Annotated in this window: 22 protein-coding genes and 1 pseudogene; 10 read left to right on the top strand and 13 right to left on the bottom strand. The window is 67.2% G+C overall.

Going from position 1 to position 22,743, the window contains the following annotated elements:
- Positions 1 to 22 precede the first annotated feature (22 nt).
- The 5 genes from AC5P9L_RS09850 to hutI form a co-directional block, all read right to left on the bottom strand.
- Positions 23 to 1,459 (bottom strand): serine hydrolase domain-containing protein, encoded by a 1,437-nt coding sequence (locus AC5P9L_RS09850; RefSeq protein ID WP_049459705.1) that lies wholly within the window; start codon positions 1,457 to 1,459, stop codon positions 23 to 25.
- Positions 1,460 to 1,608: 149 nt separating this feature from the next.
- Complete coding sequence (gene hutU, locus AC5P9L_RS09845) at positions 1,609 to 3,276, bottom strand: urocanate hydratase (RefSeq protein ID WP_043034618.1); 1,668 nt, start codon at positions 3,274 to 3,276, stop codon at positions 1,609 to 1,611.
- Positions 3,273 to 4,127 (bottom strand): N-formylglutamate deformylase, encoded by an 855-nt coding sequence (gene hutG / locus AC5P9L_RS09840; RefSeq protein WP_012480727.1) that lies wholly within the window; start codon positions 4,125 to 4,127, stop codon positions 3,273 to 3,275. Before hutG ends, hutU begins: the two co-directional genes overlap by 4 nt.
- Positions 4,124 to 5,665 carry a histidine ammonia-lyase gene (gene hutH, locus AC5P9L_RS09835; RefSeq protein ID WP_087803501.1) on the bottom strand — a complete coding sequence of 514 codons (1,542 nt, stop codon included), beginning with the start codon at positions 5,663 to 5,665 and terminating at the stop codon, positions 4,124 to 4,126. Before hutH ends, hutG begins: the two co-directional genes overlap by 4 nt.
- On the bottom strand, positions 5,662 to 6,885 hold the full coding sequence (gene hutI / locus AC5P9L_RS09830; RefSeq protein ID WP_062607459.1) for an imidazolonepropionase: 1,224 nt from the start codon (positions 6,883 to 6,885) through the stop codon (positions 5,662 to 5,664). The genes hutH and hutI overlap by 4 nt, the downstream gene beginning before the upstream one ends.
- A 67-nt stretch (positions 6,886 to 6,952) precedes the next feature.
- Between hutI and AC5P9L_RS09825 the strand changes: the two genes are divergently transcribed.
- The 4 genes and pseudogenes from AC5P9L_RS09825 to AC5P9L_RS09810 all read left to right on the top strand — a co-directional run bounded on the left by AC5P9L_RS09825 (position 6,953) and on the right by AC5P9L_RS09810 (position 9,759).
- On the top strand, positions 6,953 to 8,323 hold the full coding sequence (locus AC5P9L_RS09825) for a formimidoylglutamate deiminase (protein WP_062607339.1): 1,371 nt from the start codon (positions 6,953 to 6,955) through the stop codon (positions 8,321 to 8,323).
- 28 nt (positions 8,324 to 8,351) lie between these two features.
- Complete coding sequence (gene hutC, locus AC5P9L_RS09820) at positions 8,352 to 9,080, top strand: histidine utilization transcriptional repressor HutC (protein WP_062607337.1); 729 nt, start codon at positions 8,352 to 8,354, stop codon at positions 9,078 to 9,080.
- A gap of 94 nt (positions 9,081 to 9,174) precedes the next feature.
- Positions 9,175 to 9,243 (top strand): annotated as a pseudogene (locus tag AC5P9L_RS09815) (type II toxin-antitoxin system HicA family toxin); the annotation flags it as partial.
- A 138-nt stretch (positions 9,244 to 9,381) separates the two neighbouring features.
- Positions 9,382 to 9,759 (top strand): type II toxin-antitoxin system HicB family antitoxin, encoded by a 378-nt coding sequence (locus AC5P9L_RS09810; protein WP_229295552.1) that lies wholly within the window; start codon positions 9,382 to 9,384, stop codon positions 9,757 to 9,759.
- A 146-nt stretch (positions 9,760 to 9,905) separates the two neighbouring features.
- On the opposite strand, the gene AC5P9L_RS09805 is transcribed toward AC5P9L_RS09810, so the two are convergent.
- The 3 genes from AC5P9L_RS09805 to AC5P9L_RS09795 all read right to left on the bottom strand — a co-directional run bounded on the left by AC5P9L_RS09805 (position 9,906) and on the right by AC5P9L_RS09795 (position 12,002).
- Positions 9,906 to 10,916, bottom strand: a complete 1,011-nt coding sequence (locus AC5P9L_RS09805) for a restriction endonuclease (RefSeq protein ID WP_062607335.1) — start codon at positions 10,914 to 10,916, stop codon at positions 9,906 to 9,908.
- A gap of 237 nt (positions 10,917 to 11,153) precedes the next feature.
- Positions 11,154 to 11,645: a phasin family protein gene (locus tag AC5P9L_RS09800; RefSeq protein ID WP_012480721.1), complete on the bottom strand. Its 492-nt coding sequence runs from the start codon at positions 11,643 to 11,645 to the stop codon at positions 11,154 to 11,156.
- A gap of 81 nt (positions 11,646 to 11,726) precedes the next feature.
- Positions 11,727 to 12,002, bottom strand: a complete 276-nt coding sequence (locus AC5P9L_RS09795; RefSeq protein ID WP_005417302.1) for a polyhydroxyalkanoic acid system family protein — start codon at positions 12,000 to 12,002, stop codon at positions 11,727 to 11,729.
- A gap of 125 nt (positions 12,003 to 12,127) precedes the next feature.
- Between AC5P9L_RS09795 and AC5P9L_RS09790 the strand changes: the two genes are divergently transcribed.
- The 4 genes from AC5P9L_RS09790 to aroA all read left to right on the top strand — a co-directional run bounded on the left by AC5P9L_RS09790 (position 12,128) and on the right by aroA (position 16,855).
- Positions 12,128 to 12,934 (top strand): FHA domain-containing protein, encoded by an 807-nt coding sequence (locus AC5P9L_RS09790; RefSeq protein WP_005410184.1) that lies wholly within the window; start codon positions 12,128 to 12,130, stop codon positions 12,932 to 12,934.
- Positions 12,935 to 13,128: 194 nt separating this feature from the next.
- The gene (gene serC, locus AC5P9L_RS09785; RefSeq protein WP_012480720.1) at positions 13,129 to 14,214 is read left to right on the top strand and encodes a 3-phosphoserine/phosphohydroxythreonine transaminase; all 1,086 of its coding nucleotides are present in this window, start codon (positions 13,129 to 13,131) and stop codon (positions 14,212 to 14,214) included.
- A 51-nt stretch (positions 14,215 to 14,265) separates the two neighbouring features.
- Complete coding sequence (pheA, locus tag AC5P9L_RS09780; RefSeq protein ID WP_279915927.1) at positions 14,266 to 15,471, top strand: prephenate dehydratase; 1,206 nt, start codon at positions 14,266 to 14,268, stop codon at positions 15,469 to 15,471.
- Positions 15,472 to 15,547: 76 nt separating this feature from the next.
- The gene (aroA, locus tag AC5P9L_RS09775; protein WP_100438711.1) at positions 15,548 to 16,855 is read left to right on the top strand and encodes a 3-phosphoshikimate 1-carboxyvinyltransferase; all 1,308 of its coding nucleotides are present in this window, start codon (positions 15,548 to 15,550) and stop codon (positions 16,853 to 16,855) included.
- Positions 16,856 to 17,067: 212 nt separating this feature from the next.
- Here aroA and AC5P9L_RS09770 read toward each other — a convergent pair whose 3' ends face one another.
- Entirely contained in the window at positions 17,068 to 17,640 is a 573-nt protein-coding gene (locus AC5P9L_RS09770) for an energy transducer TonB (protein ID WP_227415573.1), read from the bottom strand.
- 119 nt (positions 17,641 to 17,759) lie between these two features.
- On the bottom strand, positions 17,760 to 18,398 hold the full coding sequence (locus AC5P9L_RS09765; RefSeq protein ID WP_005410179.1) for an energy transducer TonB: 639 nt from the start codon (positions 18,396 to 18,398) through the stop codon (positions 17,760 to 17,762).
- Between the two features lie 113 nt (positions 18,399 to 18,511).
- On the opposite strand from AC5P9L_RS09765, the gene serS reads away from it, so the two are divergent.
- Positions 18,512 to 19,792, top strand: coding sequence for a serine--tRNA ligase (gene serS / locus AC5P9L_RS09760; RefSeq protein ID WP_227415574.1), 1,281 nt, complete (start codon positions 18,512 to 18,514; stop codon positions 19,790 to 19,792).
- Positions 19,793 to 19,949: 157 nt separating this feature from the next.
- On the opposite strand, the gene AC5P9L_RS09755 is transcribed toward serS, so the two are convergent.
- Together AC5P9L_RS09755 and AC5P9L_RS09750 are read right to left on the bottom strand one after the other, a co-directional pair.
- Positions 19,950 to 20,300 carry an SH3 domain-containing protein gene (locus tag AC5P9L_RS09755; protein ID WP_164225644.1) on the bottom strand — a complete coding sequence of 117 codons (351 nt, stop codon included), beginning with the start codon at positions 20,298 to 20,300 and terminating at the stop codon, positions 19,950 to 19,952.
- Between the two features lie 186 nt (positions 20,301 to 20,486).
- Entirely contained in the window at positions 20,487 to 21,074 is a 588-nt protein-coding gene (locus tag AC5P9L_RS09750) for an FMN-dependent NADH-azoreductase (RefSeq protein ID WP_049396721.1), read from the bottom strand.
- A 127-nt stretch (positions 21,075 to 21,201) separates the two neighbouring features.
- Here AC5P9L_RS09750 and AC5P9L_RS09745 point away from each other — a divergent pair, with 127 nt between their 5' ends.
- A complete protein-coding gene (locus tag AC5P9L_RS09745; RefSeq protein ID WP_049429058.1) occupies positions 21,202 to 22,194 on the top strand; it encodes a LysR family transcriptional regulator in 993 nt (330 codons plus the stop codon).
- 54 nt (positions 22,195 to 22,248) lie between these two features.
- Here the strand turns inward: AC5P9L_RS09745 and AC5P9L_RS09740 are convergent, their stop codons facing one another.
- Positions 22,249 to 22,593, bottom strand: a complete 345-nt coding sequence (locus AC5P9L_RS09740; protein ID WP_495230607.1) for a hypothetical protein — start codon at positions 22,591 to 22,593, stop codon at positions 22,249 to 22,251.
- Positions 22,594 to 22,743 lie beyond the last annotated feature (150 nt).

Genomic DNA, 22,743 nt, shown 5'->3' with positions numbered 1-22,743 from the left:
GGGCTCGGCTCTGCAGCAGGGTTTAGGGCGAGGGCTTCGCCAGCGCCTTGGCCTTCGCGTACAGCCGATCAGCCGCTTCCCTATCGCCCAATGCCGCATGGCACTCGGCCAGGCTGTCCCACGCGTTGGCCGAATCCGGATACAACTCGGCGTTGAGCGCGAACACTTTCAGCGCCTTGCTGGCACCCAGACTCTCGCGGATGGCATAGCCATCACCGTTGATCGCACGTTCCAGTTCACCTGTGGGAACGCCATTGCTGTCGCGCAGCCAGCTACGCATCTGCGGTTTCGCATCGGTGCTGTCATCCCGCGCATAGCCGATCAACCGCTCGGACAACACCGCATGCGGAAACTCCCCGGGCGCGGCCACCCCCATCATGCTCTCCACCAGCGTGCTGGACCAGACATTGCGGGCGCTGCCGTTGGTCAGGTACACGAACACCCAGTAGCCGCTGGCCAGCGTGCCCTTGTAGGCCAATCGCGCACGTACACGGGTGCCACCATCGTGGCCGACCTGGGTGTAGCCGTCGCTTCGGGTGGTGTCCCAACCGGTGGAGAAGAAATTGCTACCGCCACCGCTCAGTTTCTGCGGCTGCCAGAGCTTTTCCAGGGTCGCCGTGCGCACCAGCTTTCCGCTCGCCAGCGCCTGCAGGAAACGGTTCATGTCGCCCACGCTGGTCTGCAGATCGGCATGGCCCCAGCCGTAATCCGGCCAGGCATCTTCATTGGCCGGCTGCAGCTGGCCGTCCTTGCCGATGTAAGGCACCGCCGCGCGCTTGGCTGGCACGCTGGCGATGGCCCATGACGTGCTGGCCATCTTCAATGGCTGCAGGATGCGTTCGCGCGCGATGGCTGGGTAGGGCTTGCGGTAATGCGCTTCCAGCAAGGCGGTCAGCACCAGGTAGTTGGCCTGGGTGTACTGTACGCGGCTGCCGGTGGCGAACTGCATCGGTGTCGCGCCGGCTACCTTCAGTGCAGCGCCAAGGTCAGGGGCTACACCGGGGTAGCCCTTGCTGACCCAACGGTTGTCGACACGATCGTAGTACTCGCCGATACCCGAGCTGTGGTTGAGGAAATCGCGCACGTGGATCGCCTGCCATGCTGCAGGCAGGTCCGGCACATAGCGGCTGGCCGGTGCATCCAGATCCACCTTGCCCTGGTCGACCAACTGCATCACCAGCGTGCTGGTCAGCAGCTTGGCCATCGACTGCGCGGCGAAGATGGTCTCGACGGTGGCGGGCGCATGGGTAGCGGGATCACGTTCACCGCTGGCGCCCTGGTACAGCACCTGACCGTTGTGGGCGACCAGTACCGCCTGGCCGGCGATGCCGTAGCGTTCGCGGTTGGTCTGCAGCTGGGTGCTGAGCTGCTTGGAAAGATCGCCGGCAGTTTCAAGCGCCGAAACGGGTGGGATCGCAAACAGCGTGCAGAGCAATGCAACGGCCAGGGTGCGGTACATCGCGGTGATCCATCAGCGGTGATGGCGCATGTTGGTCACGTCGGAAGAGCGGGTCAAGGGCACCGATTCCCGCATCAGGGAGAGCCGGCCAGCGGCCGGCACTACCACACGTTTCCGGTAGTGCCGGCCGCTGGCCGGCACCCCTGCGATCAGCCGAGAATCCCTGGCAGATCCAGCCCCTTTTCCTTCGCGCAGTCGATCGCGATGTCGTACCCCGCATCGGCATGGCGCATCACGCCGGTGGCCGGGTCGTTCCACAGCACGCGGCCAATCCGCTTGGCCGCTGCCTCGGTGCCGTCGCAGACGATCACCATGCCGGCGTGCTGCGAGAAGCCCATGCCGACGCCACCACCGTGATGCAGCGACACCCAGGTCGCGCCGCTGGCGGTGTTGAGCAGGGCGTTCAGCAGCGGCCAGTCGGACACCGCATCGGAGCCGTCGGCCATCGCTTCGGTTTCGCGGTTCGGCGAGGCGACGCTGCCACTGTCCAGGTGGTCGCGACCGATCACCACCGGCGCCTTCAGTTCGCCGTTGGCGACCATCTCGTTGAACGCCAGGCCAAGTCGATCACGATCACCCAGGCCGACCCAGCAGATGCGCGCCGGCAGGCCCTGGAACTTGATCTTCTCGGCGGCCATGTCCAGCCAGCGGTGCAGGTGCGGGTTGTCCGGAATCAGTTCCTTCACCTTGGCATCGGTCTTGGCGATGTCTTCCGGGTCGCCACTCAGTGCCGCCCAACGGAACGGGCCGATGCCGCGGCAGAACAACGGGCGGATGTAGGCCGGCACGAAACCCGGGAAATCGAACGCATTGGCCACGCCTTCTTCCAGCGCCATCTGCCGCAGGTTGTTGCCGTAGTCCACGGTCGGTACGCCCAGCGCATGGAAGCCGAGCATGGCGCGGATGTGGTTGGCCATCGATGCACGCGCGGCCTTCTCCACTTCCTTGGGGGCGGAAGCGCGCTTCTCATCCCACTGTTCGACCGTCCAGCCCTGCGGCAGGTAGCCGTTCACCGGGTCGTGCGCGGAGGTCTGGTCGGTCAGCAGGTCCGGCTTCACGCCGCGCTTGAGCAGTTCGGCCAGCACATCGGCAACGTTGCCGAGCAGGCCCACCGACTTCGGCGTACCGGCCTTGCACGATTCATCGATCAGGCGCAGCGCTTCGTCCAGATTGTCGGTCCAGGTGTCGAGGTAGCCGGTGCGCAGGCGCATGTCGATGCTGCTCTTGCGGCACTCGACGGCCAGGCAGGAGGCACCGGCCATCACGGCAGCCAGCGGCTGTGCACCACCCATGCCGCCGAGGCCACCGGTGAACAGCCACTTCCCGGTCAGGTCGCCGCCGAAATGCTGGCGCCCCATTTCCACGAAGGTCTCGTAGGTGCCCTGCACGATGCCCTGCGCACCGATGTAGATCCAGCTGCCGGCGGTCATCTGGCCGTACATGGCCAGGCCCTTCTTATCCAGCTCGTTGAAGTGGTCCCAGTTGGCCCAGCGCGGCACCAGGTTGGAATTGGCGATCAGCACGCGCGGTGCATCGGCGTGGGTGCGGAACACGCCCACCGGCTTGCCCGATTGCACCAGCAGGGTCTGGTCATCGTCCAGGCGCTTGAGCGTTTCGACGATGGCGTCGAAGCTTTCCCAGTCGCGTGCGGCGCGGCCGATGCCGCCATACACCACCAGTTCCTGCGGGCGCTCGGCCACGTCCGGGTGCAGGTTGTTCATCAGCATGCGCAGCGGTGCTTCGGTCAGCCAGCTCTTGGCATTGAGCGTGGTGCCGGTCGGCGCGGCGATGGTGCGGGACGGGTCGTTGCGGGTCATGCGGCGCTCCGGTTCGTAGCGAATTCAAGGCAGGCGTTGAGCACCTGCGCCAGGGTGTGGCGCAGTGGTGCGGCGTGGTCGGGGTCGAGCGGGGTGGGCCAGCTGTGTTCGTCCACCTGGTCCGGCAGGGGTTCGTGCATGTAGCCGCGGCAGGCCAGTTCCATCTGCAGGCTGTGCACGCCGCCGGCGATGTTGCTGTAGTGGCGGGTGATCCAGCCGCCCTTGAAGCGGCCGTTGCGCACCTGGCTCATGCCGCTGATCTTCAGCAGGTTTTCCACCACGTCGCTCAGGGCGTTGTCGCAGGAGGTGTCCGGTGCGCCGGACGGACCGGCAGTCCCCAGGTTGAACTGCGGCAGTTCGCCCTCGAACAGGTGCGGGATATGCGAGCGGATCGAGTGCGCGTCGTACACCACCACGGTGCCGTGGCGTGCACGCAGGCGCGTGATCTGCGAAGCCAGCGCATCGTGGTAAGGCAGGAAATACGTGTCGCGACGACGGGCGATTTCTGCTTCGTCCGGTTCGCGCCCGGCGTGGTACAGCGGCTGGTTGTCGAAGGTGGTCAGCGGACACAGGCCGGTGGTGTTCTGGCCCGGGTACAGCGACACGCCGCTGGGATCGCGGTTGAGGTCGATCACCGAACGCGAGATCGCCGAGCGCACCGTGGTCGCGCCCATGCCGCGCACGAAGTCGTACAGCTCGTGCACCCACCAGTCGGCATCGCGGCGGGCCAGCCACGGCGAGTGGTAGTCGCCGATCAGGTCGTGCGGCAGCTCGCTGCCGGTATGCGGGAAGCTGACGATGAGGGGGGCATCGCCCTCGTGCACCGTCAACCATTCAGGAAGGGTCGTCATGCCTGCGGTTCCACAGTCGGCAACAGATCGCCCAGGCCCTGCGCCAGCGCGCCACTGCGCACAAGATTCGTGGCGGTCACCATGTCGGGGTGGAAATAGCGGTCTTCTTCCAGCGTCGGCACCTGCGCACGCAGGGTGGCGCGCACCGTTTCCAGCGCGGCGCTGGAGCGCAGCGGCGCATGGAAATCACAGCCCTGCGCGGCGGCCAGCAGCTCGATGCCGATCACGTTGGCGGCGTTCTCGGCCATCTGCATCAGCCGGCGCGCGCCATGCGCGGCCATCGACACATGGTCTTCCTGGTTGGCCGAGGTCGGAATCGAATCAACGCTGGCCGGGTAGGCGCGCTGCTTGTTTTCCGAGACCAGCGCGGCGGCGGTCACCTGCGGAATCATGAAGCCGGAATTCAGGCCCGGGCGCGGGGTCAGGAACGCCGGCAGGCCGGACAGGGCCGGGTCCACCAGCATCGCCAGGCGGCGCTCGCTGATCGAACCGATCTCGCACACCGCCATCGCCAGCATGTCGGCGGCGAAGGCCACCGGCTCGGCGTGGAAGTTGCCACCGGACAGCGCTTCGCCGGTGTCGGTGAACACCAGCGGATTGTCGGACACGCCGTTGGCTTCAATTTCCAGCGTGGTCGCGGCCTGGCGCAGGATGTCCAGCGCCGCGCCCATCACCTGCGGCTGGCAGCGCAGGCAGTACGGGTCCTGCACGCGCACGTCGTTGTCGCGATGCGACTCGCGGATGTCCGAGCCCTGCATCAGCGCGCGCAGGGTGGCGGCGGTGGCGATCTGCCCGCGCTGGCCGCGGATCGCGTGTATGCGCGGGTCGAAGGGCGTGTCGGAACCCTTGGCAGCTTCCACCGACAGCGCGCCGGTGACCAGTGCGGCCTGGAACACGGTCTCGATCTCGAACAGGCCCGCCAGCGCATAGGCGGTGGAGAACTGGGTGCCGTTGAGCAGCGCCAGGCCTTCCTTCGCGCCCAGTTCGATCGGCTGCAGGCCGGCACGTGCCAGTGCATCGGCCGCCGGCAGGCGTTCGCCGCCGATGAAGGCTTCGCCTACGCCCAGCATCACGCTGGCCAGGTGCGAGAGCGGCGCCAGGTCACCCGAGGCACCCACCGAGCCCTGTGCGGGCACCACCGGCAGCACGCCCTTGATCAGCATCGCTTCCAGCAGCAGCAGCGTCTCCTCGCGAATGCCTGACGCACCCTGCGCCAGGCTGACCAGCTTAAGCGCCATCATCAGGCGCACCACGCTGGCCGGCATCGACTCGCCCACGCCAGCGGCATGCGAGAGCACGATGTTCCGCTGCAGAGTGGCCAGATCTTCGCGCTCGATGCGCACGCTGGCCAGCTTGCCGAAACCGGTGTTGATGCCATACACCGGCGCGCCCTTGGCGACGATGGCGGCCACCGCCGCAGCACTGGCGCGCACCACCGGCAGCGCGGCCGGGTCCAGTGCAAGCGGCGCACCGCGATAGACCTGCCGCCACTGGGCGAGAGTGACATGGCCGGGGCGAAGAACCAGGGTGTTGCTCATGTGTTGCTCCAGGAGGCAGGCAGGTCGGGCTGTCCGCGCACCACGCGCGCGTGCAGCGGGTTGAATCCAATGCGATAGACCAGGTCGGCGGGGGCATCGATGTCCCAGATCGCCAGGTCGCAGTCCAGGCCCACGGCGAGGCGGCCGATGCGGTCGCTGCGTCCGAGCGCGCGCGCCGCTTCACGGGTGAAGCCGGCGATGCACTCATCCACGGTCAGGCGGAACAGGGTGGCGCCCATGTTCATCGCCAGCAGCGGGCTGGTCAGCGGCGAAGTGCCCGGATTGCTGTCGGTGGCCAACGCCAGCGGCACGCCGGCCGCACGCAGCGCAGCGATCGGCGGCAGGGTGGTATCGCGGGTGAAATAGAAGGCACCGGGCAACAGCACGGCGACGGTGCCGGCGGCGGCCATCGCGGCGATGCCGGCATCGTCCAGATGTTCGATATGGTCGGCCGAGAGGGCACCGAAGCTGGCTGCCAGTTCGGCGCCATGCTGGTTGCTCAGCTGCTCGGCATGGATCTTCACCGCCAGCCCGTTGGCGCGCGCCGCTTCGAAGACCTGCCGCGCCTGCGCCGGCGAGAAGGCGATGTTCTCGCAGAATACGTCCACCGCTTCGGCCAGGCCTTCGGCGGCGATGGCTGGAATCATCACGTTGCACACCTCGTCGGTGTATTCCTGCGCCTCGCGGCCTGGCGGAATCGCGTGTGCGCCGAGGAATGTGGTCACCACGTTGACCCGGCACTCCTCGCCCAGCGCACGCGCTACCTGCAGCTGCTTGCGTTCGTCGGGGAGGGTCAGGCCGTAGCCGGACTTGATCTCGATCGTGGTCACACCTTCGGCACGCATCGCCAGCAGGCGCGGCCGGCTTTCGCTGGCCAGCTGTTCCGGGGTGGCAGCACGGGTGGCGCGCACGGTGGAGACGATGCCGCCGCCGGCACGGGCGATCTCGGCATAACTGACGCCCTGCAGGCGCTGCTCGAATTCGTTGGCGCGGTTGCCGGCGTAGACCAGGTGGGTGTGGCAGTCGATCAGGCCGGGCGAGATCCAGCGGCCTTCGCCATCGATGCGGGTGGTCGGCTGCAGGTGGGCGTCGCTGCCGGCCGGGCCGACATGGACGATGCGGCCGTCGGCGCAGGCCATCACGCCATCGCGGATGACACCCAGCCCCTCGCCATCGAGGGTCATCAGGTGGACGTTGGACCAGAGGGTATCGACGTGCATGGCATCCACAACGCGGCTGTGCTTATATGTCTATACAATATAGGCGTCCATTTCGGGTTGTCCAGCCATGTCCGATTCGCGTTCCCCACACTGTTTCCATGCCGCCCACGCCCTGCTGGCCGATGGCTGGGCCCGCGATGTCCGCCTGCAGGTGCAGGACGGCCGCATCACGGCGATCCACATGGGGCAGGGCGCCCAGCACGGCGACACCCGCGTCGACATCCTGGTGCCGGGCCTGCCCAACCTGCACAGCCACGCCTTCCAGCGCGGCATGGCTGGGCTGACCGAGATCGGCGGCGGCGACGGTGACAGCTTCTGGAGCTGGCGTGAGCTGATGTACCGCTTCCTGGCCCATCTGCGCCCGGACGCGGTGCAGGCCATCGCCGCCCAGGCCTACATGGAAATGCTGGAAAGCGGCTTCACCCGCGTCGGCGAATTCAATTACCTGCACCACGACGCCGATGGTCGCGCCTATGCCAACCGCGCCGAGATGAGTGCACGGATTGCTGCCGCCGCCGAGCAGACCGGCATCGGCCTGACCCTGCTGCCGGTGTTCTATGCGCATGCCGATTTCGGCGGGGCGGCGCCGAATCCAGCGCAGCGGCGCCTGATCCACGACGTGAACGGTTTCGCGCAGTTGCTGGACGCCGCCAAGCCGGCACTGGCCGCGCTGCCGGATGCGGTGCTCGGCATCGCGCCGCACAGCCTGCGTGCAGTCACCGGCGAGGAATTGAGTGCGTTGCTGCCGCTGACCGACGGCCCGGTGCACATCCATATCGCCGAGCAGGTGCGTGAAGTCGAGGCCTGCCTGGCCTGGAGCGGCCAGCGTCCGGTGCAGTGGCTGTACGACCATGCACCGGTGGATGCGCGCTGGTGCCTGGTGCACGCCACCCACATCACCGACGATGAGCGCGTCGCCATCGTGGCCAGCCAGGCCGTGGCCGGCCTGTGCCCGATCACCGAAGCCAACCTGGGTGACGGCCTGTTCCCGATGCAGGCGTTCGCGCGCGAGGGCGGGCGCTTCGGTGTCGGCTCCGATTCCAATGTGCTGATTGATGCGGCCGAAGAACTGCGCCTGCTCGAATACGGCCAGCGCCTGACCCTGCGCGGTCGCAACGTGCTGGCCCCGGATGCCACCCGCAGCACCGGCCGCTTCCTGTTCGAAGGCGCACTGCACGGTGGTGCACAGGCGCTGGGCGTGGCCGCTGGCCTGCAGGTCGGCGCCAGTGCCGACCTGGTCGAACTGGATGCCGGGCACCCGGCGCTGCAGGCGCGACAGGATGACGCATGGCTTGACAGCTGGGTGTTCGCCGCACGTAATGGCGCGCTGCGATCGGTCTGGCGCCATGGCCGCCAATGCGTGGCCGAGGGCCGCCACCTGCAGCGCGAGGCGATCACCACCGCCTTTACCGCCGCCCTGCGTGGCGTGCTGGGCTGATCGCCTCCCGCCACCGAGACCCCATTACGTGAAGGCCAGCAAGTCCGCCACGCTCAACCAGCGTATCCGCAGCGATCTGGAAAGCCGCATCCTCAGTGGAGAGTGGGCGCCGGGCTTTCGGATTCCGTACGAACACGAGCTGATGGAGCAGTACGGCTGCTCGCGGATGACGGTGAACAAGGTGCTGACCGCGCTGGCCGAGAGCGGCATGATCGAACGCCGTCGCCGTGCCGGTTCGTTCGTCGCGCGGCAGCCCCCGCACCTGGAGCAGGTGGCGCTGGAGATTCCCGATATCGCGATGGAGGTTGGCTCGCGCGGCCACCAGTACGCCTATCGCCTGCTGCAGCGCGACCTGCGCCTTGCCGATGCCGGCAATGCCGGTGAAGTCGAGCTGGCCGGGCAGGAAAACCTGCTGGCGATGCGCTGCCTGCACCTGGCCGATGGTCGCCCGCTGGCGCTGGAGCATCGCCTGATCAGCCCGGTGGGCGTGCCTGAGGTACTGGAGGTCGACTTCAGCACTACCGCGCCGGGCAGCTGGCTGCTGCAGAACGTGTCGTGGACCCGTGCCCAGCACCGCATCAGTGCCTGGGGGGCAGATACCGCCACCGCCAAGCTGCTGGACGTGAAGCCCGGTACCGCCTGCCTGGTGATCGAACGCCTTACCTGGCGTGGCGAACAGCCGATCACCCGCGTGCGCCAGGTGTTCCTGGGGGATGCCTGGGACCTGGTGGCGCGTTTCGCGCCGGGCGCGCGATAGGGATTCCATCCACACATGGCGTGGATCTACTGGGCCGGAACGACTGTCGCCTTGAGCTCTGTCGGGGCGTGTGTACGATGTGTATCGTCCCTGCATGAAGAGCAGGGACCTCATCCGGGATCTGGAAGCGGCAGGTTGGATCTGTCGTCGGATCCGCGGATCCCATCATGTATTCGTGCACCCGCAGCACCCTCACATCATCACCCTTCCTCACCCAAAGGAAGGATCTGGGGAAAGGGCTGGTGCAGGCGTTGCGGAAGCTCGCAGGACTGACGTAGGAGGGCCCATGCGATATCCAGTCTTGATCGAGGCAGGCGATGAGCGCACCGCGTGGGGTGTGGTCGTTCCAGATCTGCCGGGGTGCTTCTCGGCGGCCGATACGCTTGATGATGCGCTCAGCGCTGCCGAGGAAGCTGCACTCGCCTGGATTGATGCGGCCCTGGATGAGGGGCGTTCGATTCCGACACCGTCCGCGCCGCAGAAGATCGCCGCCGAGGCATCCAAGGACATCCGTTGGATTCTTGCGTACATCTGCATTGATCCGGCTCTGCTGGACGATACCATCGAGCGGGTCAATATCAGCCTGCCACGCCGGATCCTGGCGAGGCTGGATGCGCAGGCCAGAGCGGCGGGTGAATCGCGCTCCAGTTACATCGCCCATCTCGCGGCATTGGGCTGAGCTGGCGCCATGTGGAGCCGAGCCGATGCTCGGCTGCTGTTCGCGCGTGGCTCAACTCTGCAAAGGCATCCACGCGTGGCGTGGATCTACCAAGGGGTCGCGCATCGGGGTTCAGTAGATCCACGCCACGCGTGGATGCGGCCCCATCAGTACGTGGCGCATTGGCGCCAGCGCACCGGCTCATCCACGCCGGGGCGGGCGTTGAGCTGGATGCGCACGTTGCGCAGGGCGGGGTAGTGCAGCACTTCCTCGCAGACCTGCGGCCAGACCGCGTCCAGCTCGCCCGTGCGGTTGATCGCCAGCGTCTGCCGGGTCAGCCAGACCCCGCTGGCGATACCGGGCTTGCCGGCCAAGGCGCGGGACAGATCGGCCTGGAAGCGCTCCAGCGTGGCGGCATCCGGGTTGGGGTTGCTGCGCGCGTCGGCTGAGGGCGCGGCCGGTGCAGGCGCAGCGGCCGGCGGCGTGGTGGCGGGGGCCGGTGCCGGTTCGGGCGCCGCTCCAACCGCAGGCGCAACCGGCGCGGGGGGGGCCGCCACCTCGGCAACAGGCGCGGTGTCCTGCACATGCAAGCCTTGCAGGCTCAATCCCACCAGCAGGCCCAGCGTGACCGCGCCGAGCGCGGCAATGGCGATCCGGCGCAGGGCTTCATGGCGGGCGCTGGCACGCACACGGGTTTCGATTTCCGCCGGCAGGTAGGGCTGCAGCAGCGGCCACAGGCGCGGACCGTCCAGCACCTCGACCGCCTGCTTCTCGGCAGCGCTGCGCCCGTCGCGTTCCATCCGGCCTTCGGTCAGCAGCACGCCGCCCTTGGCGCCGGCCAGGCGCGCAGCAGCCCCCAGCTCGTTCACTGCGGCGGTGCCGATACGGTAGGCAAGGCCATGCTTGCAGGACACCAGCCACTGGTTGGGGCCGTCGCTGAGCAGGAAGTCGCTGCTCGGCTCGCGGGATTCCTCCGCCGGGTCATTCAGTTCACGCAGGCCGCGCTGTTCGCGCAGCATGCGCTTGACCAGTACCGAGAACTCGCGCCAGTGCATGCCGGCCAGCGCTTGCAGGCCAAGTTGCATCTCCTTCTGCCGCCGCTTGATCCACCACAGATAGACAACAGCCAGGGAACAGGTAAGCAGGGCCGACAGCAGGGCCAGGATCCAAGGGAGCATGCAGGAGGTGCGCGGAAGGGGCGAATGCGGAAGACGACAGTGTAAAGGTCGCACTATCCGGCTGGGTCAGGACGTTCCTGACAGGAAGCGTGATGGAACGCTCAGATCGGCATACGGCGAGCACGAAAAACCCGCCAATCCTGAAGCCGTGAGGGGAGGGAACAAACGGCAGCCGAAGCGATTGGCGGGTTGCTCGCGATTGTCAATCAAATTTTATTGCATTGCAACAATGGCCGGTCAGGGCACGCTGCCTGGCGACTGATGGCTGCCCGGGGCGGGAGCATCGGTGCCCGAGGCCGCACGGTTTTCCAGCTTGGCCAGCCGCGCGTGCAGGGCGTCGATACGGGCTTCCAGCGCGGTCACCTCGTCCGCAGTTGGGACATGCAGGCGCTTGAGCACGCCCTGCACCTGGTCATCGAAGGCCTTTTCGACCTTGTTCCAGGTGCCAGAGGCCTTCTCGCGGGCCTCATCCAGTGAGGATTCCACGTTGTCGCGCCAGCCCGGGCCCTGTTCGCCGTGGCGTTCACGGCGGCGGGCCTCCCAGGCTTCGCCTTCCTTCACCAGGCCGTCGAAGAAGCGGCTGCCTTCGGCCTGTGCACGGCCCAGGGCGCCCAGGCCGGCCAGCCAGACCTGCTGCGCCGAGTCACTCAGCTTGCGCGAGAAGCGCTCGGCCTGGTCACCGAACGAGGCGTCGTCGTTGCGGCGGTCATCGTTTTCGTACTGGTTCATCGCACTTCCCGTGGGAGTTGGGCCTGCCCCCGAGAGTAGCGCGCACTGGCGTTGCACGGCCGTGACGGCCGCCGCCGGGGTTCAGCCCAGCTTTTCCTTCAGGACGCGCTGGATCTCGCCCTCGACCATGCCCTTCATCGCCGACAGCAGGAAGCCCAGCTTGGCGGTGACGCGCACGGCGCCCGGCTGCAGTTCGATCGCACCGTCCACGCCGCTGCCAGAGAAGTTCAGCACGTCGGCGGTCCAGGACGACTTCAGGCCGAAGCGCTCGGACAGCTTGGCGGCGACCTGTTCGATCGCGGCGCGTGCCTGCGCGTCGGGCAGGGCGTGGGCGTGGCGGACATCGATGGTGGACATGCAGGCTCCTGGCGCCGGGCGGGGATGATCAATGAGGGCGAGCATTGTGCGCATCGAGGGCCGTCGCGCCAAGCACTCATCGCAGGTTCTTCTTCGTTGGCGGCCAACCTGCTAGGCTGCGCCGCGTGCAGAACCTGCTTGTTCACTTCAGTCAACAACAACAGCCCGACCAGCCGCTGCGGCCCGGGGTGCAACGCATCGTGCGCCAGGCCAACGGCAGTGTGCGGCTCGGCGACGCCGGCCACGGCGCCCTGCTGCTGGCGCAGTTCTGCATGGACGATCGCGGCCTGTGGCTGCAGGTCGGCAACGGTATCCGTGGCATCCACGTGAATGGTCGGCCGGTGCGTCGCATGGCGCTGCTGCGTGCAGGCGATGCGGTCTATGTGGACGGCGTGGAGATGGTGCTGCAGGGCGAGGTCGAGAGCCTGCTGCAGGCACCCGCGCCGAAGAACGACGATGGCACCGATGAGCAGCAGCGCCTGCTGCGCGGTGTCGGCGGCCTGCATCATGGCCGCAGCTATACGCTGTCGCGGGCACGGTTGATCGGCCGCGGCAGCGACGCCGACATCGCCATCGACGATCCGGCCTTCGCCGAACAGCACGCCCGCGTGGAAGTGCACGGTGATCGTGTGCTGCTGCGCGACCTCGGCAGTGCCGACGGCACCCGGGTCAACGGCGTGGCCGTGCGCCACTGCTGGCTGCAGGCCGGCGACCAGGTGGTGTTCGATGGCCAGCATCGTTTCGTGCTGGAAGTGCCGCATGATCCACGTCGGCGGCCGTTGCCGGCCGAGGACGAGTCCGGCGAGGACGCGGAACAGGCGCCGGTGCTGCCTGTGACGCCGCGCAGAGTCCGGCGCTGGCCGTGGCTGCTGGCCAGCGCCTTGTTGCTGGCAGCAGTGCTCAGCCTGCTGCTCTGGTTCGGCGCGCGCTGACGGTCGCGCGGTGACGGTAGTGTCGGGCGCTGGCCGGCAACCGCCGCCCCGAATCCATGAGGTTGCCGGCCAGCGGCCGGCACTACCCGGTCGCGTCGCCAATGGATTCCAATGAAACCAAATTTCCCTTGCGCCACAAGGCCGCAAGGCTGGTGCACTGCGGCATACTAGGGGTCTTGCCCCACAGGTGTGACATGACGCGCGCGTTCAACTTCAGTGCCGGCCCTGCGACCTTGCCGGAATCGGTCCTGCGCCAGGCGCAGGCGGAAATGCTGGACTGGCACGGGTCCGGCGCTTCGATCGTGGAAATGAGCCATCGCGGCGCGGAATTCATGTCCGTGGCTGCCGAAGCCGAGGCCGACCTGCGTCGCCTGCTCGACATCCCCGACGACTATGCGGTGCTGTTCCTGTCCGGTGGCGCCACCACCCAGCAGGCACTGATCCCGCTCAACTTCGCCGCCCCGGGCCAGCGTGCCGATTACGTGGTTAGTGGCCACTGGGGCAAGACGGCGGTCAAGCAGGCCGGGGTCTACGTCGACGTCAACATTGCCGCCAGCAGCGAGGCCAACGGCTACCGCGAGCTGCCGGCGCGTGCCGACTGGCAGCTGTCGCGCGATGCCGCCTACGTGCACATCACCGCCAACGAGACCATCCACGGCGTCGAATTCCGTGATGTGCCCGACACCGGCAACGTCCCGCTGATCGCCGACTTCAGCTCGTCCATCGCCAGCGAACCGCTGGATGTGCGCCGCTATGGCGTGATCTACGCCGGCGCGCAGAAGAACCTGGGCCCGGTCGGCGTCGCGGTGATGATCATCCGCCGCGACCTGCTCGAGCGCAGTGGCCAGCCGCGCGCGGACATCTTCGATTACCGCTCGCACGTCGCCCGCGATTCGATGCTCAACACGCCGCCGACCTGGAACTGGTATCTGGCCGGCCTGGTGTTCAAGTGGATGCTGGCCGAAGGCGGCGTGACCGAATTCGCCAAGCGCAACGCCGCCAAGGCCGCGCTGGTGTACGGCGCCATCGACGGCTCCGGCGGCTTCTACCGCAATGAAGTCGCATATGCGGCCCGTTCGCGCATGAACATTCCGTTCTTCCTGCCCGATGCCGAGCTTGACGCCCGCTTCGTCGCCGAAGCCAAGGCCGCTGGCCTGCTGGCGCTGAAGGGCCACAAGGTGGTCGGCGGCATCCGGGCTTCGCTGTACAACGCCATGCCGCTGGCCGGGGCCGAGGCGCTGGTCGCCTTCATGGCCGATTTCCAGCAGCGTCACGGTTGAGCAATGAACGGCGCGCACCGTCGGGTGCGTGCCCCGCAACAGGGAATTCCGATGGCAAGCAGCAAATCCAGCAAGAAGGTGCCGAAGAAGGCCGAATCGGCCAAGGACAGCGCCTCCACCAAGGCCAAGGGCAAGAGCACGTCCAAGGCTGCGTCGAACCCGGCGCCCACCCTGGCGCCGCTGGCGCTGGCCGATGTGCGTTCGAAGATCGACCAGATCGACCGCGACATCCAGAGCCTGATCGCCGAGCGCGCGCGTTTCGCCCACCAGGTCGGCAAGGCCAAGGGCAAGCTGGCTGCTGCCGTCGACTACTACCGCCCCGAGCGCGAAGCGCAGGTGCTGCGCATGGTGGTGGACCGCAACGAAGGCCCGCTCAGCGATGAACTGCTGGTGCACGTCTACCGCGAGATCATGTCGGCCTGCCTGGCGCAGCAGGAGCCACTGAAGATCGGCTACCTCGGCCCGGAAGGCACCTTCAGCCAGCAGGCGGTGCTCAAGCACTTCGGCCGCTCCGCGCTGGGCCTGCCGATGGCCAGCATCGAGGAAGTGTTCCAGGAAGTGGAAGCGGGCAACGCCGATTTCGGCGTGGTGCCGGTGGAGAATTCGGGGCAGGGCACCATCCAGATCACCCTGGACATGTTCCTGACCTCCAACCTGAAGATCTGTGGCGAAGTGGAACTGCGCGTGCAGCAGTACCTGATGTCGCGCAGCGGCCGCATCGAGGACATCGAGCGCATCTACGCACACCCGCAGTCGTTCATGCAGACCTCGGCGTGGCTGCGCGCCAACCTGCCGAAGGCCGAGAAGATTCCGGTATCCAGCAACGCCGAAGGTGCGCGCCGTGCGCGCAACGCCGACGACGCAGCGGCCATCGGCGGCGAGAGTGCCGGCCACGTGTATGGCCTGAAGAAGGTGGTCACCAAGCCGATCCAGAACGATGCCGACAACACCACCCGCTTCCTGGTGGTGGGCCGTAACATCTTCCCGACCTCCGGCCACGACCGCACCTCGGTGCTGGTGTTCATCCATGACAAGCCCGGTGCGCTGTTCGACGTGCTCAGCCCGTTCGCCCGCCACGGCATCAGCATGAACCGCATCGAGTCGCGCCCGTCGCACCACGGCAAGTGGGAATACGGCTTCTTCATCGACCTGGCCGGCCACATCGACGACGCGCCGATGCAGGCTGCCCTGGCCGAACTGGAAGCGCACTCGGCGCAGATCAAGGTGCTGGGCTCCTATCCGGTGGCCGTGCCCTGAGTGCTGCTGCGGCGGCCCTGGCCGCCGCTCCCTGATGCATCGCCGGCGCTGCCGGCGTTTACGGAATGATCGAACGATGAGCAACGCGCAACACTGGATCGCCCGCAAGGGCCAGCCGCTGCAGGGCAGCCTGACCATTCCCGGCGACAAGTCGGTCTCGCACCGCTCGGTGATGTTCGCCGCGCTGGCCGATGGCACCTCGCATATCGAAGGTTTCCTGGAAGGCGAAGATACCCGCGCTACCGCGCGCATCTTCAGCCAGCTGGGCGTGCGCATCGAAACCCCCAGCGCGTCGCAGCGCATCGTGCACGGCGTCGGCATCGACGGCCTGAAGGCGCCGGATGCGCCGCTGGACTGCGGCAACGCCGGTACCGGCATGCGCCTGCTGGCCGGCCTGCTGGCGGGCCAGGCGTTCGACTGCACGCTGATCGGCGACGAGTCGCTGTCGGGTCGACCTATGCGCCGCGTCACCGGCCCGCTGTCGCAGATGGGCGCGAAGATCGACACCCAGGATGACGGCACGCCGCCGCTGCACGTGCATGGCGGCCAGACGCTGCATGGCATCGACTTCGCCTCGCCGGTGGCCAGCGCGCAGATCAAGTCGGCGGTGTTGCTGGCAGGCCTGTACGCGCAGGGCGAAACCAGCGTTGTCGAGCCGCACCCGACCCGCGACTACACCGAACGCATGCTGTCCGCGTTCGGCGTGGACATCGAATTCTCGCCGGGCAAGGCGCGCCTGCGCGGCGGCCAACGCCTTCGTGCCACGGATATCGTGGTGCCGGCCGACTTCTCGTCTGCGGCGTTCTATCTGGTGGCTGCCAGCATCATTCCGGGCTCCGAGCTGCGCCTGAAACAGGTCGGCCTGAACCCGCGCCGCACCGGTCTGTTGCATGCGCTGCGCCTGATGGGCGCGGATATCACCGAAGAGAACCCGGCCGAGCAGGGCGGTGAACCGGTGGCGGACCTGGTGGTGCGCTATGCCCCGCTGAAGGGTGCACGCATTCCGGAAGCACTGGTGCCGGACATGATCGACGAGTTCCCCGCGCTGTTCGTGGCCGCCGCCGCCGCCGAAGGCCAGACCGTGGTGAGCGGTGCCGCCGAGCTGCGGGTGAAGGAATCCGATCGCCTTGCGGCGATGGCCACCGGCCTGCGCGCGCTGGGCATGCAGGTGGACGAAACCGACGACGGTGCCACCCTGCATGGTGGCGTGCGCCTGGGCAGCGGCACCATCGAAAGCCACGGCGACCACCGCATCGCCATGGCGTTCGCCATTGCCGGCCAGATCAGTGACGGCGAGGTGCGCATCAACGATATCGCCAACGTCGCCACGTCCTTCCCGGACTTCGACGGCCTGGCCCGCAGCGCCGGATTCAACCTGGCCTGATCGTCACCGCGTCCGCCGGGCCCTGCCAGGCGGATCGCAATGCCCGGTAGGTGCCGACCTTGGTTGGCACGCACACATCTCCCGGTAGGTGCCAACCCTGGTTGGCACGCTCACATCTCCTGGTAGGTGCCAACCTTGGTTGGCACGCTTTCCCGCATAAAAGGACGGAGGCCGAAGCCTCCGTCTAAACATCACGAACCCCTCGTCCGCGATCAACGCTGCTCGGTACGGAAATCCACCGGGACTCGCACTACGCTTGCTACTGCGCGGCCGTCATGCACCGCCGGCTGGAACTTCCAGTTCTGCACGGTATTGAGCACCGCACGATCCAGATCGCGACTGCGCTCGCCGCTGCGCGAGACGATCGCAGCGCTGGCGACATTGCCGCGGGTATCGACATTCAGGCTGGCGATCACGCTGCCCTGCACGCCGCTACGCAGCGCGGCGGCGGGGTAGGTGGGCATGCGGTTGCTGGCCAGCGGGCGGGCTTCACGATTGCGCACTGCCGGCGCGGCCTTCCGCGAAGCAGTAGCCGGGGTTGCCTGGCGCGCGGCAGGGGCCGCTGCATCCGTCACCGCGGGCTGCTCAGGGGCCGGCAGCATGCGCTCACCGACCGGCGCCGGTGCCACGTCTTCCTGGTTCGAATGACGCAGCCAGAGCAGGGCGCCGGCAAACATCGCCACGATCAGCGCGATCCACATCCAGGGCGACGTGGGCTTGTGCTGCGCGCTTGAATCCTGCGGCAGCTGCGGCGAATGAAGGTCTTCGTGGGTGGTGGCGGTCATCGCAAACTCCTTCCGTCAATGGACGACGTGGGCAGTGTTGCCCGAGCCACGGACGGGAAGTGTCAGCGTTGCGTCAACGCCACCGGCAGGGTTCAGTTTGCCTGCCGGGAAGTGTTCAGTTACTGCGTCTTGAAGTCGAACGGCACTTCAATGCTGCCGGGTACGGCCTGGCCGTTGCTCTGCGCCGGAGTGAAGCGCCAGCGGCGCACAGCGTCGGTGGCGGCACGGTCGAGCTCGCGTGAACCGCTGCGCTGGATCACCGTGGCGTTGTTCGGATAGCCGGTGGCGTCCACGTCCACGCGTACCACCACCGTACCGGTTTCACCGGCGCGCAGGGCGGCGGCGGGATAGGACGGCGGCGGCGACTGGCCGGCAATCGGCATCGGCTGGCTGTTGCCGGTGGCCGCCGGCGCAGGGCCCGGTGCAGCCGGGGCCGCTTCAGCCACGGGCGCGGGCGGCGGCGGGGCCGTTTCCACCAGCTTCGGCGCTTCTTCCTCCACCGGTGCCGGCTTGGCATCGGGCATGTCGCTGGAACCGGCGGCAGCGGCCAGTGGTTCCGGCAGGGGCTCGATCTGGGCGGTTTCCTGCGGGGTCTGGGCAGCCGGATCGGCGCGGAAGAACTCCTTGTCGCGACCGGTCAGCCAGACCAGCACGAACAGCAGTACGCCCACGCCGAAGGCGATGCCGGCGATCTTCAGGGCGTTGCGCGGGATATGCACAGTGAACGACTTGGCGGACGACGAGCGGGGTGCAGACATGGACCGGACCAGTACGGAATGGCTCGATTCTGCCACGGCGGGAATGAACCGGGCGGCAGAAATCCGTATAACAAGCGATAATCCCATCCCTGATACCCACCACGACACCTGCCATGCTTGATCCAGCCCTGCTCCGCCACCAGCCCGCCGACCTCGCCGAACGCCTGCGCACCAGCCGCGGCTTCGAGCTCGACGTGTCTGCCCTGGAGTCCCTGGAGGCTGATCGCAAGCGCATCCAGGTGCGGACCCAGGAGCTGCAGAGCCTGCGCAACAGCCGTTCCAAGGCCATCGGCCAGGCCAAGGCCAAGGGCGAGGACGTCTCGGCCATCATGGCCGAGGTCGCAGCCTTCGCCGACGAGCTGAAGGCCTCGGAAGTGGCGCTGGACGAGCTGCGCGAGAAGATCGAAGCGATCTCGATGGGCATCCCGAACCTGCCGGCCGATGACGTGCCGGCCGGTGCCGACGAGAACGACAACGTCGAGCAGTCGCGCTGGGGAACCCCGCGCCAGTTCGACTTCAAGGTGCTCGACCACGTCGAACTGGGCGCCCGCAACGGCTGGCTGGACGGCGAGACCGCGGCCAAGCTGTCCGGCTCGCGCTTCACCGTGCTGCGCGGCCCGATCGCGCGCCTGCACCGTGCGCTGGCCCAGTTCATGGTCGACCTGCACACCGGCGAGCACGGCTATGAGGAAACCAACGTGCCGCTGCTGGTCAACGCTGACTCGCTGCGTGGCACCAGCCAGCTGCCGAAGTTCGAGGACGACCTGTTCATGACGGCCGTGGGCGATTCCACGCGCTACCTGATCCCGACCTCGGAAGTGCCGCTGACCAACATCGTGCGCGACGAGATCGTCGATGCCGAACGCCTGCCGTTGCGCATGACCGCCCACTCGATGTGCTTCCGTGCCGAGGCTGGCAGCGGTGGTCGCGACGTGCGCGGCATGATCCGCCAGCACCAGTTCGAGAAGGTCGAGCTGGTCTCGATCAGCCGCCCGGAAGACAGCGATGCCGAACACCAGCGCATGACCCGCTGCGCCGAAGTGGTGCTGGAAAAGCTGGGCCTGCCGTACCGCAAGGTGCTGCTGTGCACCGGCGACATGGGCTTCTCTGCGGTGAAGACCTACGACCTGGAAGTCTGGCTGCCGTCGCAGGAGACCTACCGCGAAATCTCCTCGTGCTCGAACTGTGGTGACTTCCAGGCCCGCCGCATGCAGGCGCGCTGGCGCAACCCGGCCACCGGCAAGCCGGAGCTGGCGCACACGCTGAACGGCTCGGGCGTGGCCGTCGGCCGCGCGATGATCGCGGTGATGGAGAACTACCAGAACGCCGACGGCAGCATCACCGTGCCGGAAGCCCTGCGCCCGTACATGGGCGGTCTGGAAACCATCGCCTGATTCCCTGATCGGGCGGTGCTGCGGCTCTGGTGGGTGCCATGCTTGCATGGCACCGAATCCACGCATGGCGTGGATCTACTGGAGGATGTTGCAGGCGCTCGGCATGATTTCACCGATGCCCCAGTAGATCCACGCCATGCGTGGATGAACCCCACGATCACTCCACAACCCGCACCTTCTCCAACGGCACCCATCCCGGGTCGCCGGCCTCCGGCACGCACCACGCCCAGCCATTGAGCGTGCGCTGCCCACGCAGCAGCTGGCCGGGATCCACATCCAGCTCCCGCGCGCCGTAATCCTGCGTGGCAAACGCGTCACCCTGCGCAGTGCGACCGATCACCGGTGCTGGCACGAATCCGGGCTGTTGCCCCTCGGCCTCGCACAGGAACCAGTCCGCCCAGCCCTCCGGGCCTTCATAGCGTTCGCCCACCGCCAGCGCCTGCCCGCGGCGCAGGGTGATCGGGTGCGGAAATTCGCTGCGGTGCGCAGTGGTCACGATGTAGTTCATGGCCCCAGCCTAACGTGCTGGTGAGCGCCGCGCATGGCACCGAATCCACGCATGGCGTGGATCTACTGACGCAAAAAAACGGCCCCGCAAAGCGGGGCCGCCAGGGTGGGCCGGGATGGGGGAGGGGATCCACGGCCCGCGTTCAGCGCCTCGACGAGGAGAGAGCGGCGCCGAACGCTGGAACGCTTATGCAGCGACGGCTTCGACCACTTCGTGCGACGGCAGAGCTGCCAGTGCACCGGCTATGGCGTCTTCACGGTGCTGCGGCGAGTAGGCGATGCCCTCGGCGCGCACGAACTCGACCTCGTTGATGCCCATGAAGGCGAACACCTGGCGCAGGAACGGCTCCTGGAAGTCGGCCGGCGAGTCGGTGTAGATGCCACCGCGGCTGCTGGCGATGATCACCCGCTTGCCACCGGCCAGGCCCACCGGGCCGTTCTCGGTGTACTTGAAGGTGCGGCCGGCCACGGCCACGCGGTCGATCCAGGCCTTCAGCGTGGAAGGAATGCTGAAGTTGTACATAGGCGCGCCGATCACCACGATGTCGGCCTCCAGGAACTGCTGCATCACCTGTTCAGCATCGGTCGCCTCGGCGGCATCGGTCCTGGCCAGCGAGCTGCTGCGCAGATGCGGTACCGGATTGGCGTCAAGATCGCGATAATCGACCTGCAGGCCATCGATCTGGCCCGTGAAGCGGGTAACCACGGCGGCCGACAGCTGGCGCGAGACGGAATTGTCGCCAAGCACGCTGGCGTCGAGATGCAGAAGCTTCATGGCAGTCACCTATGTTCTGGAGGGAAGGGGCGGGGTGGCCCCGCCGACGGAGAGAACGATAGGTTGTTGCAAAGGCGGAATAAAGGTGATTGAATGCCACGTATTGTTCTAGATATGGAACTCGGGCATGCATGACCTGAATGATCTGTACTACTTTGCGATGGTGGTCGACCACGGTGGATTTGCCGCCGCCGAGCGCGCGCTGGGCATCCCCAAGTCGCGCCTGAGCCGCCGCATCAGCCAGCTGGAGACCGACCTGGGCGTGCGCCTGCTGCAGCGCTCCACGCGCCGCTTCGCGGTCACCGACGTCGGCACCAGCGTGCATCGCCACGCGCAGACGATGCTGGCCGAGGCGCAGGCCGCCCGCGAAGTTGTCGACCGCCTCAGCGCGGAACCGCGCGGCGTGGTGCGCGCCAGTGTGCCGGTGTCGCTGGCGCAGATGCAGCTGCCCAAGCTGCTGCCCAAGTTCCTCGAGCAGTACCCGAAGGTGCGCCTGCAGCTGAACATCAGCAACCGCCGCGTGGACATCATCAATGAAGGCTACGACGTGGCCCTGCGCGTGCGTTCGCGCCTGGACGACGACGGCAGCCTGGTGATGCGCAGCTTCGGCCAGGTGCAGGAACTGCTGGTGGCCAGCCCGAAGTACCTGGACCGCGCCGGCCGCCCCAAGGACCCGGAAGAACTGACCCAGCACGTCACCCTCAGCATCAGCGAAGACGAAGCGCGCCAGCGCTGGGAACTGCATGGGCCGGAAGGCGAAGTGCGCCGGGTCGACCTGCAGCCACGCGTGGCCGGCTTCGATTTCCCGCTGCTGCAGAGCATGGTGAAGGACGGCTTCGGCATCACCATGCTGCCGGAAACCGTGTGCGCCGATGCCGTGCGCAATGGCGAACTGGAAGTAGTGCTGCCGGACTGGTCGCTGCCGCAGGGCGTGTGCCATGCCGTGTTCGCCTCGCGCCGTGGCCTGTTGCCGGCGGTGCGCGTGTTCATCGACTTCCTGGCCGAGCACCTGCCGCCGCAGCTGGAGGCCTCGCGCCTGCATTGCGATGGAGCCTGTGAGAAGGCCAAGGAGCGCATCAAGGCCAGTGCGCTGGGCGCGCTGGCGGTGGATGCGGGCTGAGAGATCTGAAAGGTAGCGCCGGGCCATGCCCGGCGTTGCTGTTTCCGGGGTCGATCACTTCCGTCTGAACAGCCGGTCCCAGAAGCTGCGTTGCGGTGCCGGCATCGGCGTGGGGGCGGCAGCGACGACCGGCGCTTCCAGCACTGCCATCAGCTCCGCGCTGCGCGGCTTCTTCAGGAAGCGTGCATAGTCCAGGTAGCTGGTCACTTTGCTCATGTGCAGGCGCTCCGGCATCGCCGGCAAGGCGCCGCCCTGCAGCAGTACCTGCAATGCCTGTGGACGGTCCAGGCGGATCGCCTCGAACAGCGCGGTGCCGCCGCAACCGGGTTCGATCTGGTTGGCGCGCTGTGGGGCGTCCTTCAACAGGACATGCAGCGCATCCTGATCGTCGCGTTCCACGGCCGCTAGCTGTGATCTCTCGGTAGGTTGTTCATCCGGGGCATCTTTGGAAAATGGTGGTTACCACACCTATCCAGACCCCAAAGAGCCCGGATGAACCACCATAAAAATGCCCGTTTGACGCCGTTTAGTCGAGAACTTCTTGTCCGC

Source organism: Stenotrophomonas sp. YJH_SMC_64, from assembly GCF_059371375.1.
Note: the sequence above shows the minus strand (reverse complement) of the source record. Positions and strands in the feature narration are given on the sequence as shown.

What these genes read in the sequence shown, in the direction of transcription:
- AC5P9L_RS09850 (WP_049459705.1), bottom strand. Translation starts at nt 1,459, where the DNA reads ATGTACCGCACCCTGGCCGTTGCATTGCTCTGCACGCTGTTTGCGATC.
- hutU (WP_043034618.1), bottom strand. Translation starts at nt 3,276, where the DNA reads ATGACCCGCAACGACCCGTCCCGCACCATCGCCGCGCCGACCGGCACC.
- hutG (WP_012480727.1), bottom strand. Translation starts at nt 4,127, where the DNA reads ATGACGACCCTTCCTGAATGGTTGACGGTGCACGAGGGCGATGCCCCC.
- hutH (WP_087803501.1), bottom strand. Translation starts at nt 5,665, where the DNA reads ATGAGCAACACCCTGGTTCTTCGCCCCGGCCATGTCACTCTCGCCCAG.
- hutI (WP_062607459.1), bottom strand. Translation starts at nt 6,885, where the DNA reads ATGCACGTCGATACCCTCTGGTCCAACGTCCACCTGATGACCCTCGAT.
- AC5P9L_RS09825 (WP_062607339.1), top strand. Translation starts at nt 6,953, where the DNA reads ATGTCCGATTCGCGTTCCCCACACTGTTTCCATGCCGCCCACGCCCTG.
- AC5P9L_RS09805 (WP_062607335.1), bottom strand. Translation starts at nt 10,916, where the DNA reads ATGCTCCCTTGGATCCTGGCCCTGCTGTCGGCCCTGCTTACCTGTTCC.
- AC5P9L_RS09800 (WP_012480721.1), bottom strand. Translation starts at nt 11,645, where the DNA reads ATGAACCAGTACGAAAACGATGACCGCCGCAACGACGACGCCTCGTTC.
- AC5P9L_RS09795 (WP_005417302.1), bottom strand. Translation starts at nt 12,002, where the DNA reads ATGTCCACCATCGATGTCCGCCACGCCCACGCCCTGCCCGACGCGCAG.
- serC (WP_012480720.1), top strand. Translation starts at nt 13,129, where the DNA reads ATGACGCGCGCGTTCAACTTCAGTGCCGGCCCTGCGACCTTGCCGGAA.
- pheA (WP_279915927.1), top strand. Translation starts at nt 14,266, where the DNA reads ATGGCAAGCAGCAAATCCAGCAAGAAGGTGCCGAAGAAGGCCGAATCG.
- aroA (WP_100438711.1), top strand. Translation starts at nt 15,548, where the DNA reads ATGAGCAACGCGCAACACTGGATCGCCCGCAAGGGCCAGCCGCTGCAG.
- AC5P9L_RS09770 (WP_227415573.1), bottom strand. Translation starts at nt 17,640, where the DNA reads ATGACCGCCACCACCCACGAAGACCTTCATTCGCCGCAGCTGCCGCAG.
- AC5P9L_RS09765 (WP_005410179.1), bottom strand. Translation starts at nt 18,398, where the DNA reads ATGTCTGCACCCCGCTCGTCGTCCGCCAAGTCGTTCACTGTGCATATC.
- serS (WP_227415574.1), top strand. Translation starts at nt 18,512, where the DNA reads ATGCTTGATCCAGCCCTGCTCCGCCACCAGCCCGCCGACCTCGCCGAA.
- AC5P9L_RS09755 (WP_164225644.1), bottom strand. Translation starts at nt 20,300, where the DNA reads ATGAACTACATCGTGACCACTGCGCACCGCAGCGAATTTCCGCACCCG.
- AC5P9L_RS09750 (WP_049396721.1), bottom strand. Translation starts at nt 21,074, where the DNA reads ATGAAGCTTCTGCATCTCGACGCCAGCGTGCTTGGCGACAATTCCGTC.
- AC5P9L_RS09745 (WP_049429058.1), top strand. Translation starts at nt 21,202, where the DNA reads ATGCATGACCTGAATGATCTGTACTACTTTGCGATGGTGGTCGACCAC.